The organism is Streptomyces sp. NPDC005423, assembly GCF_040606415.1.
Lineage (GTDB): Bacteria > Actinomycetota > Actinomycetes > Streptomycetales > Streptomycetaceae > Streptomyces.
The window spans coordinates 125,739-139,964 of the sequence record NZ_JBEXET010000004.1 but is presented as its reverse complement, the minus strand read 5'-3'; the positions used below and the strand labels follow the sequence as shown (position 1 = coordinate 139,964).

The following is a 14,226-nucleotide window of genomic DNA, read 5'->3' as shown; positions in this document are numbered from 1 at the left end:
GCGGCGATGACCGCCATGGACCTCGACCGGCCCTGGGCCCTGCACGCGCAGGTCGCGCTGCGACCGGAACCCTTCGGCGCGCTGCTCTACCACTTCGGCACCCGCAGGCTCACGTTCCTCAAGGACCGCCGTCTCCTCGCGGTCGTCCAGTCCCTCGCCGAGGCGCCCACGGCCCGCGCCGCCTGTCTGTCCGCCGGTGTCCCCGGCAACGAACTGCCGTGCTACAGCGCGGCGTTGGCCGCGCTCGCTCACTCCTCGATGGTCGTCGGAAGGCCCTCATGACCACCTCCCCCGAGGAGACCACGGCCGCGTCCCGCCCGGCCCGGCTGACCGACCTGTTCGAGTCGGGCCTCGACGCGCCGATCTGCCTCACCTGGGAACTCACCTACGCCTGCAACCTGTCCTGCACGCACTGCCTCTCCAGCTCGGGCCGCCGCGACCCGCGCGAACTGAGCACCGACGAGGCCAAGTCCGTCATCGAGGAACTGGAACGGCTCCAGGTCTTCTACGTCAACATCGGCGGCGGCGAGCCCACCGTCCGCCCCGACTTCTGGGAACTCCTGGACCACGCCACCGCCCACCACGTCGGCGTGAAGTTCTCCACCAACGGCGTCCGCATCACCCGCGAGACCGCCCGGCGGCTCGCCCGCAACGACTACGTCGACGTCCAGATCTCCCTCGACGGCGCCACCGCCGACGTCAACGACGCCATACGCGGGGCCGGTTCGTACGCGACGGCACTGCGCGCGCTGGGCCGCCTCGCCGACGCCGGCATGCGGAACGTCAAGATCTCCGTGGTCTGCACCCGCCACAACATCCCGCAGCTCGACGAGTTCAAGAACCTCGCCGACCGCTACGGCGCCCAACTCCGCCTGACCCGGCTACGACCCGCCGGGCGCGGCGCCGACGTCTGGGACGACCTGCGCCCGACGGCGGGCCAGCAACGCGAGCTCTACGACTGGCTGTTGGCGAACGGCGAGAACGTCCTCACCGGCGACTCCTTCTTCCACCTCTCCGCCTACGGCCAGGCACTTCCCGGCCTCAACCTGTGCGGCGCCGGACGCGTGGTCTGCCTCATCGACCCGGTCGGCGACGTCTACGCGTGCCCGTTCGCGATCCACGACGAGTTCCTCGCCGGCACCGTCCGCGCACCCGGCGGCTTCACCCGGGTCTGGCGCGACTCCGACCTCTTCCGGCGCCTGCGCACCCCGCAGCAGGGCGGCGCCTGCGTCTCCTGCGGGTTCTACGACAGCTGCAAGGGCGGATGCATGGCCGCCAAGTTCTTCACCGGACTGCCGCTGGACGGACCCGACCCGGAGTGCGTGCAGGGGTACGGCGAGCACCGGCCGCAGGACCGGACCCACCTCCCCAAACCGTCGGCCGACCACTCCCACCGCTCCGCCCCGTCCAGCCGCCCCGTCGACCTCGTCCTCACCCGCCGGCCGGACCTGGACCACCCCCCGGTGAGCGACTGCGCCGAGAGCCCACTCGCCCGGCCGCGCCGCACCTAGCCTTCCCAGCAGACAGCAGACAGCAGACAGCAGACAGCAGACAGCAGACAGCAGAGAGGGGAGAACGCGCATGGCCAGGAACCCCTGGTTCGAGACGGTCGCCGAGGCGCAGCGCCGGGCCAGGCGCCGGTTGCCGGGCAGCGTCTACGGCGCGCTCCTGGCCGGCTCCGAGCGCGGCCGCACCATCGACGACAACGTCGCCGCGTTCGACCGACTCGGCTTCGCACCCCGCGTCGTGGGCCACCACGCCGACCGCGACCTGACCACCACCGTGCTCGGGGTGCCGACGGCACTGCCCGTGCTCATCTCCCCGACCGGCGTCCAGGCCGTGCACCCGGCGGGAGAGGTCGCCGTGGCGCGCGCGGCGGCGAACCGAGGCGTCGTCATGGGGCTCAGCTCGTACGCGAGCAAGCCGGTGGAGGAGGTCGCCGACGCCGGACCGGACCTCTTCTTCCAGCTCTACTGGAGCGGCACCCGCGAGGCGATGGTCCAGCGCATGGACCGCGCCAGGGCGGCCGGCGCCAAGGCGCTGATCGTCACGCTCGACTGGTCCTTCTCCCACGGCCGCGACTGGGGCAGCCCGGCCATCCCCGAGAAGCTCGACCTGCGGACCATGCTGCGCCACGCCCCGGACGTACTGCCCCATCCCGCCTGGCTGTGGCGGTACGCCCGATCCGGCCGACTTCCGGACCTCACGGTGCCCAACCTTCGCCCGCCGGGCGGCAGTTCGCCCACCTTCTTCGGGGCCTACGGCGAGTGGATGCGGACCGTTCCGCCCACCTGGGACGACGTCGCATGGCTGCGCGAGGAGTGGGGCGGCCCCTTCCTGCTCAAGGGCGTGACCCGGGTCGACGACGCCAGGCGCGCGGTCGACGCGGGCGTGACGGGCCTCTCCGTCTCCAACCACGGCGGCAACAACCTGGACACCACGCCCGCCACCCTCCGCGTCCTGCCCTCGGTCGTGGCGGCCGTCGGCGACCAGGTCGAAGTCCTGCTGGACGGCGGGGTGCGGCGCGGCGGAGACGTCGCGAAGGCGCTCGCCCTCGGCGCCCGGGCCGTCCTCATCGGCCGCGCCTGTCTGTGGGGCCTGGCGGCCAACGGACAAGCCGGGGTCGAGAACGTCCTGGACATCCTGCGCGGGGGCCTCGACTCCGCCGTACTGGGCCTCGGCCACGCCTCGGTCCACGACCTGTCGCCGGACGACCTGGCGATCCCGCCGGGGTTCGCCCTGGCCCTCGGCTCGGGCGCGGACAGCCGACAGGGGCGGGACGCGGCCGTATGAGAACGGCGCAGGACGGCGAACTGGCCCGCACCGCCTGGCCGGCGGTTCCCGTCGGCGGCCCGGTCCTCGTTCCGGTCGGCTCCACCGAACAGCATGGGCCGCACCTGCCGCTCGACACCGACAGTGTCATCGCCCGCGCCGTTGCCCAACGGGCCGCGTCCGCCCTCCCTTCGGGGCCGGCCGGACCCGCGCTGGTGGCCCCCGTGCTGGCCTACGGCGCCAGCGGTGAACACGCCGGCTTCCCCGGAACGGTCTCCATCGGGCACGAGGCTCTGGGCGCGGTCGTCGTGGAGCTGGTGCGGTCCCTGTCCCTCTGGGCGGGGCGGGTCGTCCTCGTCAACGGCCACGGCGGCAACACCGCCACCCTCGACACCGTCGTCCCGCGGCTGCGCGCCGAGGGCCATGCCGTCGCCTGGACCGGCTGCGGTGTCCCGGGCGGCGACGCGCACGCCGGGCGCGCGGAGACGTCGTTGATGCTGCACCTGGCTCCCGACACCGTGCGCATGGAGCACGCCGTCGCCGGTGACACACGGCCTCTGCGCCTGCTCCTGCCGGACCTGATGGCCCGCGGCATCCGTGCCCTCTCCCCGTCGGGCGTACTCGGCGATCCGGCCGGCGCCTCGGCCGCCGAGGGACGCCGGACGCTGGAGGCGATAGTGTCGGCCGCCGTCCGCCGGATCGCCGGGGACCTGGTGGACGACCGGGGCCGGCTCGGCGAACCGGCCCCGAACCCGCCGCCCAAGGTGCCGCGCGGATGACCCTGCCCGCCGGCTTCGTGGTCGAACTCGACCGCCACACGCGGGTGCTCGACGGTGGCCGTGCCCTGCTCGGCGGCCACCCCACCCGGCTGCTGCGCCTGACCCCCCGGGCCCGCCGACTCCTCACCGGCCGGACGGTCACCGTCCGCGACGCGGCGGGCGCCCTGCTCGCCGACCGGCTGCTGGACACCGGCATGGCCCATCCCGTCGCCGACGCCCTGCCGCCCCGCCCCGACCCGCGGTACACCGTCGTCGTGCCGGTCCGTGACCGCCCCCGGCAGCTCGACCGGCTGCTCGCCACCGTCGGCTCCGGTCCGCCGGTGATCGTGGTCGACGACGCCTCACGGCACCCCGAGGCCGTCGCCGCCGTCGCCGCCCGGCACGGGGCGCGGCTGCTCGCCCTGCCCGTCAACACCGGCCCCGCCGGCGCGCGCAACGCGGGCCTGCGACGCGTCACGACCCCCTACGTGGTCTTCGTCGACTCCGACGTCGTGCTCGCCCCCGACACCGTCCCCACCCTGCTCGCCCACTTCGCCGACCCGGCCCTCGCCATGGCCGTACCGCGCATCACGGGCCTGCCGGGCACCGCCCCGACCTGGATCGCACGCTACGAGAACGCCCGCTCCTCCCTCGACCTGGGCGCCCACCCGGCCGCCGTACGACCGGGCACACCCGTCTCCTGGGCCTCGACCGCGTGCACGGTGGCGCGCGTGGACGCCCTGAAGGACGGCTTCGACGAGCGGATGCGCGTCGGGGAGGACGTCGACCTGTGCTGGCGGCTGATCGAGGACGGCTGGCGGGTGCGGTACGAACCAAGGGCCCGAGCCGCCCACGAACACCGGGCGCGCCTCGGCGACTGGCTGCTCCGCAAGGCGGTCTACGGCACCGGCGCGCATCCGCTCGCCGAACGGCATCCCGAGTTCATCGCCCCGGCCGTCTTCGCCCCGTGGGGCACGGCGTTCGTCACCGTCCTTCTCCTGCAACGCCGTTGGTCGCTGCCCGCCGCCGCGGCCGTCGCCGGTGTCACCGCCCTGGGCATCGCCCGCAAGCTCGACGGCACCGGCCACCCGCACCTGCTGGCACTGCGGCTCACGGCCAACGGGGTCGCCGGCGCGCTGTCACAGACCTCGGCCCTGCTGACCCGGCACTGGTGGCCGCTCACGGCGGTCGGCTGCACGGTGTCGCGTCGGCTGCGCCGCGCGACCCTGGCCGCCGCCCTGGCGGACGTGGCCCTTGAGTACCGGCACGACCGCGCCCGTCTCGACCCGGTCCGCTACGGCGTCGCCCGGCGGCTCGACGATCTCGCCTACGGGGCCGGCGTCTGGTGCTCCGCCCTCAAGGGCCGGTCGCTCGCGGCCCTCAAGCCACGCGTCACCCGGTGACGGCCGGGCTTCCGGCGGCCGCCGCCGCACCCCGCTCCGCAGGAGTCCCGGTCAGCGGAAAGCCCCCAGCGGCCGGGACCGGCGCGAACCAACAATGAGGTGATCCCGCCGCCGGCGTGCGGCACTGTGATTCACCGGTACGCAGGAGGTGTGCGGCGTGGCGCACGAAGTAGTCGGTCGTATCGAGGAGATCGGGCCCGAACTGGCCGCGCTCGCCGAACAGAACGAGAAACTCGGCAAGTTGAGCGACGACACCGTCCAACTCCTGCGCTCGGCAGGGGTGATCAGGATGCTCCAGCCCAAGGAGTTCGGCGGTCACGCCGCCCATCCCCGGGACTTCGCCGAAGCGGTCATGGCGGTCGCGAGCCACGACGGGGCGGCGGGCTGGGTGTCCGGCGTGGTCGGGGTGCACCCGTGGGAGCTGGCGCAGATGGACCCCCGGCTCGGCCACGAGGTGTGGGGCGAGGACCCGGACACCTGGATCGCCTCGCCCTACATGCCGAACGGTGTCGCCGACCCCGTGGACGGCGGCTACGTCCTCAGCGGACGCTGGCCGTTCTCCTCGGGAAGCGACCACTGCGGCTGGGACTTCCTGGGCGCGCTCGCCGGTGACGGCAAGGGCAGGCCCGCCGGACCGATCAGCGTGCTGCACGTCGTGCTGCCCCGCTCGGACTACGAGATCGTCGACGGCTCCTGGGACGTGATCGGGCTGGCCGGCACCGGCAGCAAGGACGTCGTCGTGAACGGCGCCTTCATCCCCGAATACCGCGCCATACGACAGGAGTTGGTCACCGAGGGCGCCGCCGCCGAGTCGGTCGGACTGACCGAGACCGTGTACAGGCTGCCGTTCAGCGCGATGTTCCCGCTCGGCATCACCGCGGCCGTCATCGGCATCTGCGAAGGGGCGCTCGCCCTCCACCTGAGCCAGCAGCGCGACCGGGTCGCCGTGACGGGCGTCCAGGTACGGGACGACCCCTACGTCCTCTACGCGGCCGGTGAGGCCGCCGCGGAGATCGGCGCCTCGCGGGTCCAGCTGATCGACGGCATCAGCCGCCTCTACGACCAGGTCGAGGCCGGCCGGCCCGTCACCATCGGGGACCGGGCCGACATCCGCCGCAACCAGGTGCGCTGTGCCTGGCGCGCCGTCTCGGCGCTGGACGAGATCTTCGCCCGCTCCGGCGGCAACGCGATCCGGCGCGGCAACCCCATCCAGCGGTACTGGCGCGACGCCCATGTCGGACTCCAGCACATGATCCACGTCCCCGGCACGGCATACCACGCCAACGCCCTCGCCCAGATGGGCCTGGAGCTTCCCGACTCGATGCGCGTCCTGATCTGAGCCGCGGATGGACACGGTCAACGGACGGTACTTCCGCGGTGTACTGGGCCACTTCCCTACCAGTGTGGTCGCGATCACCACCACGGACGCCGATCAGCGTCCCAGGGGCATGATCGTCGGCACCTTCATGTCCGTCTCCCTGCAACCGCCCCTAGTCTCCTTCCTGGTGGACAGCTCCTCGGCCACCCTGGCGACGGTCCGGACCGCCGGACGCTTCTGCGCCAACGCCCTCGCGGGGAACCAGGAACGCCTCTCCCGGCAGCTGGCGGCCGGCCGCGCCGACCGGTTCGAAGGGGTGACGTGGCAGCCGTCCCCGCTGGGCAACCCCGTCCTGGACGGGGTCGTCGCATGGGTCGACTGCGCGCTGGAGCAAGTCGTCGAGATCGGCGACCACTTCCTGGTCGTCGGCCGGGTCCGGCACCTCCGCGTCGAATCGAAGAGAACCCCGCTGCTCTTCTTCCGCGGCGGATACGGGGACTACCTGTCGACCACGACGCTGGTGCTGGACCGGCTCGTCGGCTGGTAGCGAGCCCACAACGAGCAGCGAGATCAAAGGAGATCCGTTGATGAGACAAGACCAGCACTTCCGACTGGAACGCGCCTCCGCCTGGTGCGGATTCGTGCTCCTGATCGGATTCATCGTCGCCTTTTCCCTCGGCCACCTCATCACGCCGCTGGACCCGACGACGAGTCCCCAGGGCGTCGTCGCGTTCCTCACCGACCACCGGACCGGAATCCTCGCCTGCACCACGATCATGGTGCTGGTGGTCCCCTTCGAGTACCCGTTCGTCGTGGTGACGAGCATGCAGATGCGGCGCATCGAAGGCGGCTGGGGTCTGCTCTCCATGATCCAGCTGACCACGGGTGTGGTCGCCCCGATCGGGTTCTTCTTCCCGCTCGCGATACTCTCCGCCGCCGCCTATCGTCCCCAGAGCCACTCGGCCGACGTACTGACGGCGATGTCCGACATGTACTGGCTGATGCTGGTGGGCAACGCCTGCATCTTCGTCCTCCAGGTCTGGTCGATCGGCTACGCGGCCCTCATCGACACCCGCAGCAGGCCGGTGTTCCCGCGCTGGTTCGGCTATCTGAACCTCGTGCTCGGGGTCCTGCTCATCCCGGGCGCGTTCGTCTACCTGACGAAGACGGGCCCGTTCGCGTGGAACGGACTGCTCGCCAACATCCTCCCCTCGCTGGTGTACTTCGTCTGGAAGATCGCCACGCCGATCATGCTGCTGCGTGCCGTCAAGGCGGAGGAGGCGGAGGCGGCCGAAGCCGCGGAGCCCGTCCAACTCGCCACCACATAGGCGGAGTCGAGCCGCGACAGAGACGAAGCCCCGCGATCGGACGCGATCGCGGGGCACCGTCGTGAACACCGTCCGGGAGTCAGACCGAGAGCGCGAAACCGCCCGTCACGCGCAGCGTCTCGCCGGTGACGAAGGACGCCTTCGAGGAGACCAGGTACAGCAGCGCCTCCACGACGTCCTTCTCCTCGCCCTCCTGCCGCAGGATCTGCTCGCCGAGCACCCGCTCCGCCTCGGCAGCCGACAGCTGCGCCCGTACGGCCTCGGTGAAGATGAGCCCCGGCGCGATGGCGTTGACCCGGATGCCGTCGGCCGCGAACTCGCGCGCGAACGACACCGTCAGACCGCGCACCGCCAGCTTGGACACGCCGTACACGGTCCGGTTGGCGTAGGCCGCCGACGAGGAGATGTTGACGATGGAGGCGCCGGCCCGTCCGCTCATCGCCTCCCGGGCCGCGAGCGAGCAGATGACGACACCCATGACGTTCACCTCGAACACCCGCCGCACGGCCGGGAGTCCGAGCTCCGTGAACGGGCGGTTGAAGGCCGCGTGCAGACCGGCGTTGTTGACCAGGATGTCGAGACCGCCGTGGCGCTCCGCCACCTCGCCGATGGCCGCGCCGACCGCGGTCTCGTCGGAGACGTCGCAGGCGACACCGGCGGCGCTCCAGCCGTGCGCGGTCAGCTCCTTCGCGGCGGCGGCGGCGACATCGCCGTCGATGTCGGCGAGCACGACATGGGCGCCGCGCCGGGCCAGGGCCGCCCCGAACGCCTTGCCGAAGCCCCGGCCGCCTCCGGTGATGAACGCGACCTTTCCCTCATGTTCCGTGTCCGGCATGCGGCTTCTCCTGTCGTCGCCGTTCGGATGGATCGTGCGCTGCGGTGAAGTCACGGCTCACCGTCACCTCGGGGCGAACCGCTGGCCCGCGTCCAGGCGCAGGCACTGGCCGTTCAGCATCGGGTTGTCGATGATGGCGAGCGCGAGTTTGGCGTACTCCTCGGGACGGCCCAGCCGCTTGGGGAAGGCCGCGTCCTTCACCAGCGCCGCCCGGGTCTCCTCGGGGATGCGCTCGGTCGCCCCGGTCGCGAACAGGCTGGGCGCGATGGCGAGGACGCGGATGCCGAGCGAGCCGAGGTCCCGCGCCATGGTGAGGGTCATTCCGGCGATGGCCGCCTTGGCCGCCGAGTAGGCGACCTGCCCGACCTGCCCCTCGAAGGCGGCGATGGACGACGTGGTGATGATGACCCCGCGCTCCCCGGTGCCGTCCGGCTCGTCGGGGGCCTGGGCTCCGTCGGGTTCGTTCCGGCTCATGTGCAGCGCGGCGAGCCGGCTGATGTTGAAGGTGGCCACAGTGTTGAGATCGAGGACGCGGCGGAAGGCGTCCAGGTCGTGCGGGCCGTTCCTGCCGAGCGTGCGCTGCACGCTGCCCCCGCCGGCGGTGGTGATCGAGACGTGCAGTCCGCCGAGCGCCCCGACGGCGTCGGCGAGCACGCTCTCGGTCGCCTCGAAGTCGGTGACGTCGACGGGGTGGAAGCGGCCTCCCAGCGCCGCGGCGACGTCCGCGCCCGGCGACGCCGGACGGTCGAGCACCGCCACGTCCGCGCCGCGGGCAGCGAGCAGTTCGGCGGCGGCCCGGCCCATTCCGGAGGCGCCGCCGAACACGACGGCCTTCTTGCCCTTGATCTCCATCGGATCCCTTTCACTGGCCGCGCCGGACCGGTTCAGACGGACGCGGAGGACTGCCGCAGCAGGGTGCACAGCCGGTCGCGGTGGACGTCGGCGTCGCCGTACAGGACGCTGTCGGCCTTGGCCCGGCGCAGGTAGAGGTGCAGGTCGTGCTCCCAGGTGAAGCCGATGCCGCCGTGCAACTGCAGTGCCCGGGCGGCGACTTCACCGGTGGCGTGCGCGGTGTAAGCGGCGGCGGAGCAGGCCGACCGGGCGGCGTCGGGAGTGCCCGCGTCGGCGGCCATCGCCGCGTGGTAGGTGGCGGCACGGGCACCGTGCACGAGCATCGCCATGTCGGCACAGGCGTGCTTGACGGCCTGGAAGGTTCCGATCGGCCGCCCGAACTGCACGCGCGTACCGACGTGTTCGACGGTGAGTTCCAGCATGCGCTCCATCGCCCCGAGCGAGTCGGCGCAGACCAGCACCGCCGCGTCGTCGAGCAGTCGGCGGACCGCGCCGGGTCCGCCGTGGAGCCGGCTGCCGGAGGGCACGCGTACGGCCTCGAAGCGGACCTCGTAGAACGCGCGCGTCGGATCGAGGCCGCGCTGGCGCCTGACCGCCACCCCGGGAGCGTCCCGGTCGACGAGGAAGGAGGCCGGCACTCCGTCGTGCCGCGCGGTGACGAGCAGCCGGCCGGCGCCGCCCGCGTCCTGTACGGCCGTCTTGACCCCGTCGAGAACGAACTCGCCTTCTTCGCACCGGACTTCGGCGCGTACGCCGTCGGGCGTCCAGGGCGCCCGCGGCTCCGCGAAGGCCCAGGTGGCCCACGAGGTTCCCGCGGCGAGCTCGGGCAGCACCCGCGCCGCGAGCGGGGTCGGACCGGCGGCGGCGAGCGCGCGGCCGACGAGGGCGGTCGGCAGGAAGGGGACCCGTCCCAGCGCCCGCCCGGCCTCCTCGGCGACGAGCGCCAGCTCGACCAGGCCCTGCCCGGACCCGCCGTACTCCTCCGGCAGGGCCAGCCCCGGCCAGCCCAGCTCGGCCGCCGACGCCCAGAGCCGGGGGTCGGCATCGGCCTCCTCCAGCCCCGCCCGTACCCGTTCCATGGGCGACCTGTCGGTCAGCAGGTCGCGGGAGGCCGCGCGCACCATGCCCTGCTCGTCGCTGAGTTCGAAGTTCACCCGTCACCGCCTCGGTCGACAGCACTCCATTGACGATGAAGGTATCCTCTTTTGCTCCTCCGGTCGAGATTCTGACCGCGTATCGCCAGGAGCGGGAGGAGTTGAGTATCATCAATTCATGACTGATGCCGTGCTTCTCGCCGCGTGCCGCACCGCGATCGGAACCGCCCGGAGAGGCACCCTCCGGGACACCAGCGCCTTCGACCTCGCCACCGTCGTCGTCCGCGAGGCGGCGCGGCGCTGCGGGGTGCCGGCCGAGGAGATCGACGACGTGGTCCTCGGCGAATCCCTGGCCGGCGGCGGTGACATCGCCCGGTACGCGGCGCTCCGGGCGGGGCTCACCCACGTTCCGGGGCTGGCGCACAACCGGCACTGTGCCTCCGGGCTGGCGAGTGTGGCGACCGCCGCCGGCAGTGTGCTCGCCGGCATGGACCGGGTGGTGATCGCGGGCGGCACCCAGTCGTCGTCCACGGCGCCGGTGGCCCGGCGGCGCGTTCCCGGCACGGACGACTGGCAGGACCCCTGGATGTCGCCCACCCATGTGCCTGCCCCCGACGCGCCCAACGACGACATGGCGCTCCTCGTCGGCTGGAACACGGCCCGGCTGGCCGCCATCTCCCGTACGGAGATGGACGCTTGGGCACTGCGCTCGCACCGGCGGGCCGTCCGGGCCGTCGACGAGGGCAGGTTCGCGGACGAGATCGTCCCGGTGGAGGTCACCGGTCGGTCCGGCGACACCTCGCTCTTCGACGTGGACGAGCATCCCCGGCGGGACACCAGCGCCGAGAAGCTGGCCGCACTGAAGCCGCTGCACCCCGAGATCGAGGGTTTCTCCATCACCGCCGGGAACTCCAGCGGGGTCAACGACGGCGCCGCCGCGGTCGTCGTCGCCGGGTCCGACGTGGCCGCCCGGCACGGGCTCACCCCGCTCGCGACGGTCCGCGCCTGGGCGAGCGTCGGCGTCGAGCCGGTGCGGACGGGGCTCGCACCGGCCCTGGCGATCCGCAAGGCGCTCGACCGGGCCGGGCTCGCCCTGGGCGACGTGGACCTGTTCGAGATCAACGAGGCGTTCGCGGCCGTACCCCTCGCCGCGGTACGGGAGTTGGGGCTCGACCCGGACAGGGTCAACCCGTTCGGCAGCGGGTGCAGCCTCGGACACCCGGTGGCGACCACCGGCACCCGCATGATCGTCACCCTGGCCCACGAACTGCGCCGCCGGGGCGGTGGCACGGCGGTCGCCGCCATGTGCGCGGGCGGCGGCATGGGTTCCGCGCTGGTCCTGACGGCCTGAGCGGCGGCCGGGTCAGCGCGCCGCCCAGGTGACGGACTTGGTCTGCAGGTACTCGTCGAGTCCGGACGCGCCCCACTCCCGGCCCAGTCCGCTCTGCTTGTACCCGCCGAACGAGGACCGCGGACTCACCCCGGGGCTGCCGCCGTTGATGGTGACACCCCCGGCGCGGATACGGGTGGCGAGGTCGTACGCGGTCACGGTGTCGGCGCTCCAGACGGCGCCGGCCAGGCCGTAGGGGCTGTCGTTGGCGATGTGGACCGCCTCGTCGTCGGTGCGGAACGGGATGACCACGCCGACCGGTCCGAAGAACTCGGTGCGGGCGATCGTCATCGCGTTGCTCACGTCGACGAAGAGGGTCGGCTCGACGAAGTAGCCCCGGTCGAGGGCGGCGGGCCGGCCGCCGCCGCAGACCAGGCGCGCCCCCTCCTCCTCGCCGACGCGGATCAGCTTCTCCACCTTGTCGCGCTGCGCCTCGCTGATGAGCGGGCCCATCGTGGTCGACCCGTCCGCCGGATCGCCGACCCGGACCGTGGCGAGGGCGGCGCGCAGCCGCTCGACGAACTCGTCGTGGACCGACTGGTGCACCAGCGACCTGGTGAGCAGCGAACAGCCCTGCCCGGCATGGGTGGTGATGCCGGTGAACGCCGACCGGACCGCCCCGTCCAGGTCGGCGTCCGCGCGGACGATGTTCGCCGACTTGCCGCCGAGTTCGAGGACGACCTTCTTCAGCGAGGCCGCGGCCTGCGTGTGGACCATGCGGCCCACCGCGTCCGAGCCGGTGAAGCTGACGAGGTCCACGCGGGGATCGGTGGTCAGCTCCCGGCCCGCCTCGGCGTCCCCGGTCACGATGTTCAGCACACCCGGCGGCAGCCCGGCCGCGTCGGCGAAGTCCCCCAGCAGCAGGGACTCCAGCGGGGTCGCGGGCGCCGGTTTCAGGACGGCGGTGCAGCCCGCGGCGAGTGCGGGGATCACCTTCATCATGCTGAGGAAGAACGGGAAGTTGTAGGCGGGGATCAGCGCGCACACGCCGAACGCCTCGCGCCGCAGCACCCCTTGGGCGATCCCGACGCCCGGAGCCACCGTCGGCTCCATCGGGCGCTCCCAGGCGAAGGAGGGCAGTACCCGCTCGGCCATGTCCCGCAGATGCGCGAGCGGAACGCGCGTCTGGAGAGACTCGGCGAGCGACCGCACCGAGCCCGCCTCGGCCATGTTCACCGCGACGAGTTCGGGCAGCCGGCGCTCCAACTCCTCGGCCAGGCGCAGCAGTACGGCACCCCGCTCGGCGGGCCTCAGCCGCGGCCACGGCCCCTCGTCGAACGCCCTGCGCGCCGCACCGACCGCCCGGCGCACATCAGCGCCCGAGGACCGGGGCACCTCGGCGACGGGTTCCTCCGTGGCGGGGTTGCGTACGACCGTTCGGTCCCGCGACTCGCCGTCCGTGCGGCGCCCGTCGATGTAGAGCTGAGTGGAGAAGCTGTACGGCGTCGGCATGTCCGTCTCCTCAGTTTACGGCGGCCTCGGTGTCCCGTCCGGGCAGGGCGTCGAGCAGCGCCAGGCTGGAACGGGCGTACGCGGCACGGCGTTTGCGGCCGACCAGGAAGGTGGGCGGGGCGAAGTAGCCGACGTCGCGGGGGAGCGCGTCGGCGCGCGCGGCCAGGGCGGTCCGGGCGTCGGCGGTGGTGCCGCAGAGGGCGATCGAGGTGACCATCTCGTCGGTGACGGCCTTGGCCATGGCGTCGGTGTCCCCGGTGCGGAAGGCCGACCGGAGTCGCTCGACCGGGCCCTCCCAGCCGTGCCGGGCGACGAAGGGGTCGTAGGTCCGGACCGTGAGGTAGAAGGCGATCATGCGCCGGGCGTCCGCGACGGCGCGCTCGGGCGCGGCGTCGTCGATCGCGGTGATGAGCCAGCCGTGTTCGAGGGAGCGCGGCTTCTCACCCGCCCCCCGGCGCACGGCGGGGCGTACGACGTCGTTCCACCAGGAGCGGGTGAAGAGGCCGTGTCCGACGACGCCGTCGGCGACCCGGCCCGCGGTGGTGGCCATCCCGGAGTTGAACGCGGCGAGCAGGACGGGGATGTCGAGCCGGCCGAGCACCGGGGCGCGTACGTCGGCGTCGATGGCGTAGAACTCCCCTGTGTGGCGCACGGGTTGGCCGTTCTCCGCGTGCAGCCAGGTCCGGACGGCCGCGACGGTGTCGGCGATCCGGGCCACCGGCCGCTCGGCCGGTACCCCGAGCCAGTCGCGGTTGACGCGGAACGCGGCGCTGCCGAGCCCGAGGAAGAGCCGGCCGGGAGCCTGGGCGTGCAGCTGCCGCAGGGCGGTGGCGTGGGCGTAGGGGGTGCGGGAGAACGCGTACGCGATGGCGGGCCCGACGAGCGCGCGCTCGGTGTGGGCGACGATCTCCGCCAGGGTGACGTAGGCGTCGTGGTCGGCGAACTCAGCGGCGCAGAAGGCGCTCACGCCGGCTTCCTCGGCCTCGCGCCCCACCTCGGGTCCCGGCCATGGCATGCCGAACCG

General features: G+C 72.9%; 14 protein-coding genes. 9 read left to right on the top strand and 5 right to left on the bottom strand.

Annotated elements, in window-relative coordinates:
• The first annotated feature begins 6 nt into the window (after positions 1-6).
• The 8 genes from mftB to ABZT12_RS08425 all read left to right on the top strand — a co-directional run bounded on the left by mftB (position 7) and on the right by ABZT12_RS08425 (position 7,579).
• Positions 7-282, top strand: coding sequence for a mycofactocin biosynthesis chaperone MftB (gene mftB / locus ABZT12_RS08460; protein WP_356379415.1), 276 nt, complete (start codon positions 7-9; stop codon positions 280-282).
• Entirely contained in the window at positions 279-1,511 is a 1,233-nt protein-coding gene (gene mftC / locus ABZT12_RS08455) for a mycofactocin radical SAM maturase (RefSeq protein WP_356379412.1), read from the top strand. The genes mftB and mftC overlap by 4 nt, the downstream gene beginning before the upstream one ends.
• A 70-nt stretch (positions 1,512-1,581) precedes the next feature.
• Positions 1,582-2,793: a pre-mycofactocin synthase MftD gene (gene mftD, locus ABZT12_RS08450; RefSeq protein WP_356379409.1), complete on the top strand. Its 1,212-nt coding sequence runs from the start codon at positions 1,582-1,584 to the stop codon at positions 2,791-2,793.
• Positions 2,790-3,551, top strand: a complete 762-nt coding sequence (gene mftE / locus ABZT12_RS08445; protein ID WP_356379406.1) for a mycofactocin biosynthesis peptidyl-dipeptidase MftE — start codon at positions 2,790-2,792, stop codon at positions 3,549-3,551. Before mftD ends, mftE begins: the two co-directional genes overlap by 4 nt.
• Positions 3,548-4,933 carry a mycofactocin biosynthesis glycosyltransferase MftF gene (gene mftF / locus ABZT12_RS08440; RefSeq protein WP_356379403.1) on the top strand — a complete coding sequence of 462 codons (1,386 nt, stop codon included), beginning with the start codon at positions 3,548-3,550 and terminating at the stop codon, positions 4,931-4,933. The genes mftE and mftF overlap by 4 nt, the downstream gene beginning before the upstream one ends.
• Positions 4,934-5,090: 157 nt before the next feature.
• Positions 5,091-6,272 (top strand): hydroxylase, encoded by a 1,182-nt coding sequence (locus ABZT12_RS08435; protein ID WP_356379400.1) that lies wholly within the window; start codon positions 5,091-5,093, stop codon positions 6,270-6,272.
• 7 nt (positions 6,273-6,279) lie between these two features.
• Entirely contained in the window at positions 6,280-6,798 is a 519-nt protein-coding gene (locus ABZT12_RS08430) for a flavin reductase family protein (protein WP_356379397.1), read from the top strand.
• Between the two features lie 40 nt (positions 6,799-6,838).
• Positions 6,839-7,579 carry a hypothetical protein gene (locus tag ABZT12_RS08425; protein WP_356379394.1) on the top strand — a complete coding sequence of 247 codons (741 nt, stop codon included), beginning with the start codon at positions 6,839-6,841 and terminating at the stop codon, positions 7,577-7,579.
• 79 nt (positions 7,580-7,658) lie between these two features.
• On the opposite strand, the gene ABZT12_RS08420 is transcribed toward ABZT12_RS08425, so the two are convergent.
• The 3 genes from ABZT12_RS08420 to ABZT12_RS08410 all read right to left on the bottom strand — a co-directional run bounded on the left by ABZT12_RS08420 (position 7,659) and on the right by ABZT12_RS08410 (position 10,420).
• Positions 7,659-8,414: an SDR family oxidoreductase gene (locus ABZT12_RS08420; RefSeq protein WP_356379391.1), complete on the bottom strand. Its 756-nt coding sequence runs from the start codon at positions 8,412-8,414 to the stop codon at positions 7,659-7,661.
• 63 nt (positions 8,415-8,477) lie between these two features.
• A complete protein-coding gene (locus ABZT12_RS08415; protein WP_356379388.1) occupies positions 8,478-9,266 on the bottom strand; it encodes an SDR family NAD(P)-dependent oxidoreductase in 789 nt (262 codons plus the stop codon).
• Between the two features lie 32 nt (positions 9,267-9,298).
• Positions 9,299-10,420: an acyl-CoA dehydrogenase family protein gene (locus tag ABZT12_RS08410; RefSeq protein ID WP_356379385.1), complete on the bottom strand. Its 1,122-nt coding sequence runs from the start codon at positions 10,418-10,420 to the stop codon at positions 9,299-9,301.
• Between the two features lie 118 nt (positions 10,421-10,538).
• On the opposite strand from ABZT12_RS08410, the gene ABZT12_RS08405 reads away from it, so the two are divergent.
• Positions 10,539-11,711 carry a thiolase family protein gene (locus ABZT12_RS08405; protein ID WP_356379382.1) on the top strand — a complete coding sequence of 391 codons (1,173 nt, stop codon included), beginning with the start codon at positions 10,539-10,541 and terminating at the stop codon, positions 11,709-11,711.
• A gap of 12 nt (positions 11,712-11,723) precedes the next feature.
• On the opposite strand, the gene ABZT12_RS08400 is transcribed toward ABZT12_RS08405, so the two are convergent.
• Positions 11,724-13,202, bottom strand: a complete 1,479-nt coding sequence (locus ABZT12_RS08400; RefSeq protein WP_356379379.1) for an aldehyde dehydrogenase family protein — start codon at positions 13,200-13,202, stop codon at positions 11,724-11,726.
• A gap of 10 nt (positions 13,203-13,212) precedes the next feature.
• Complete coding sequence (locus tag ABZT12_RS08395; RefSeq protein ID WP_356379721.1) at positions 13,213-14,217, bottom strand: LLM class flavin-dependent oxidoreductase; 1,005 nt, start codon at positions 14,215-14,217, stop codon at positions 13,213-13,215.
• Between the last annotated feature and the right edge of the window lie 9 nt (positions 14,218-14,226).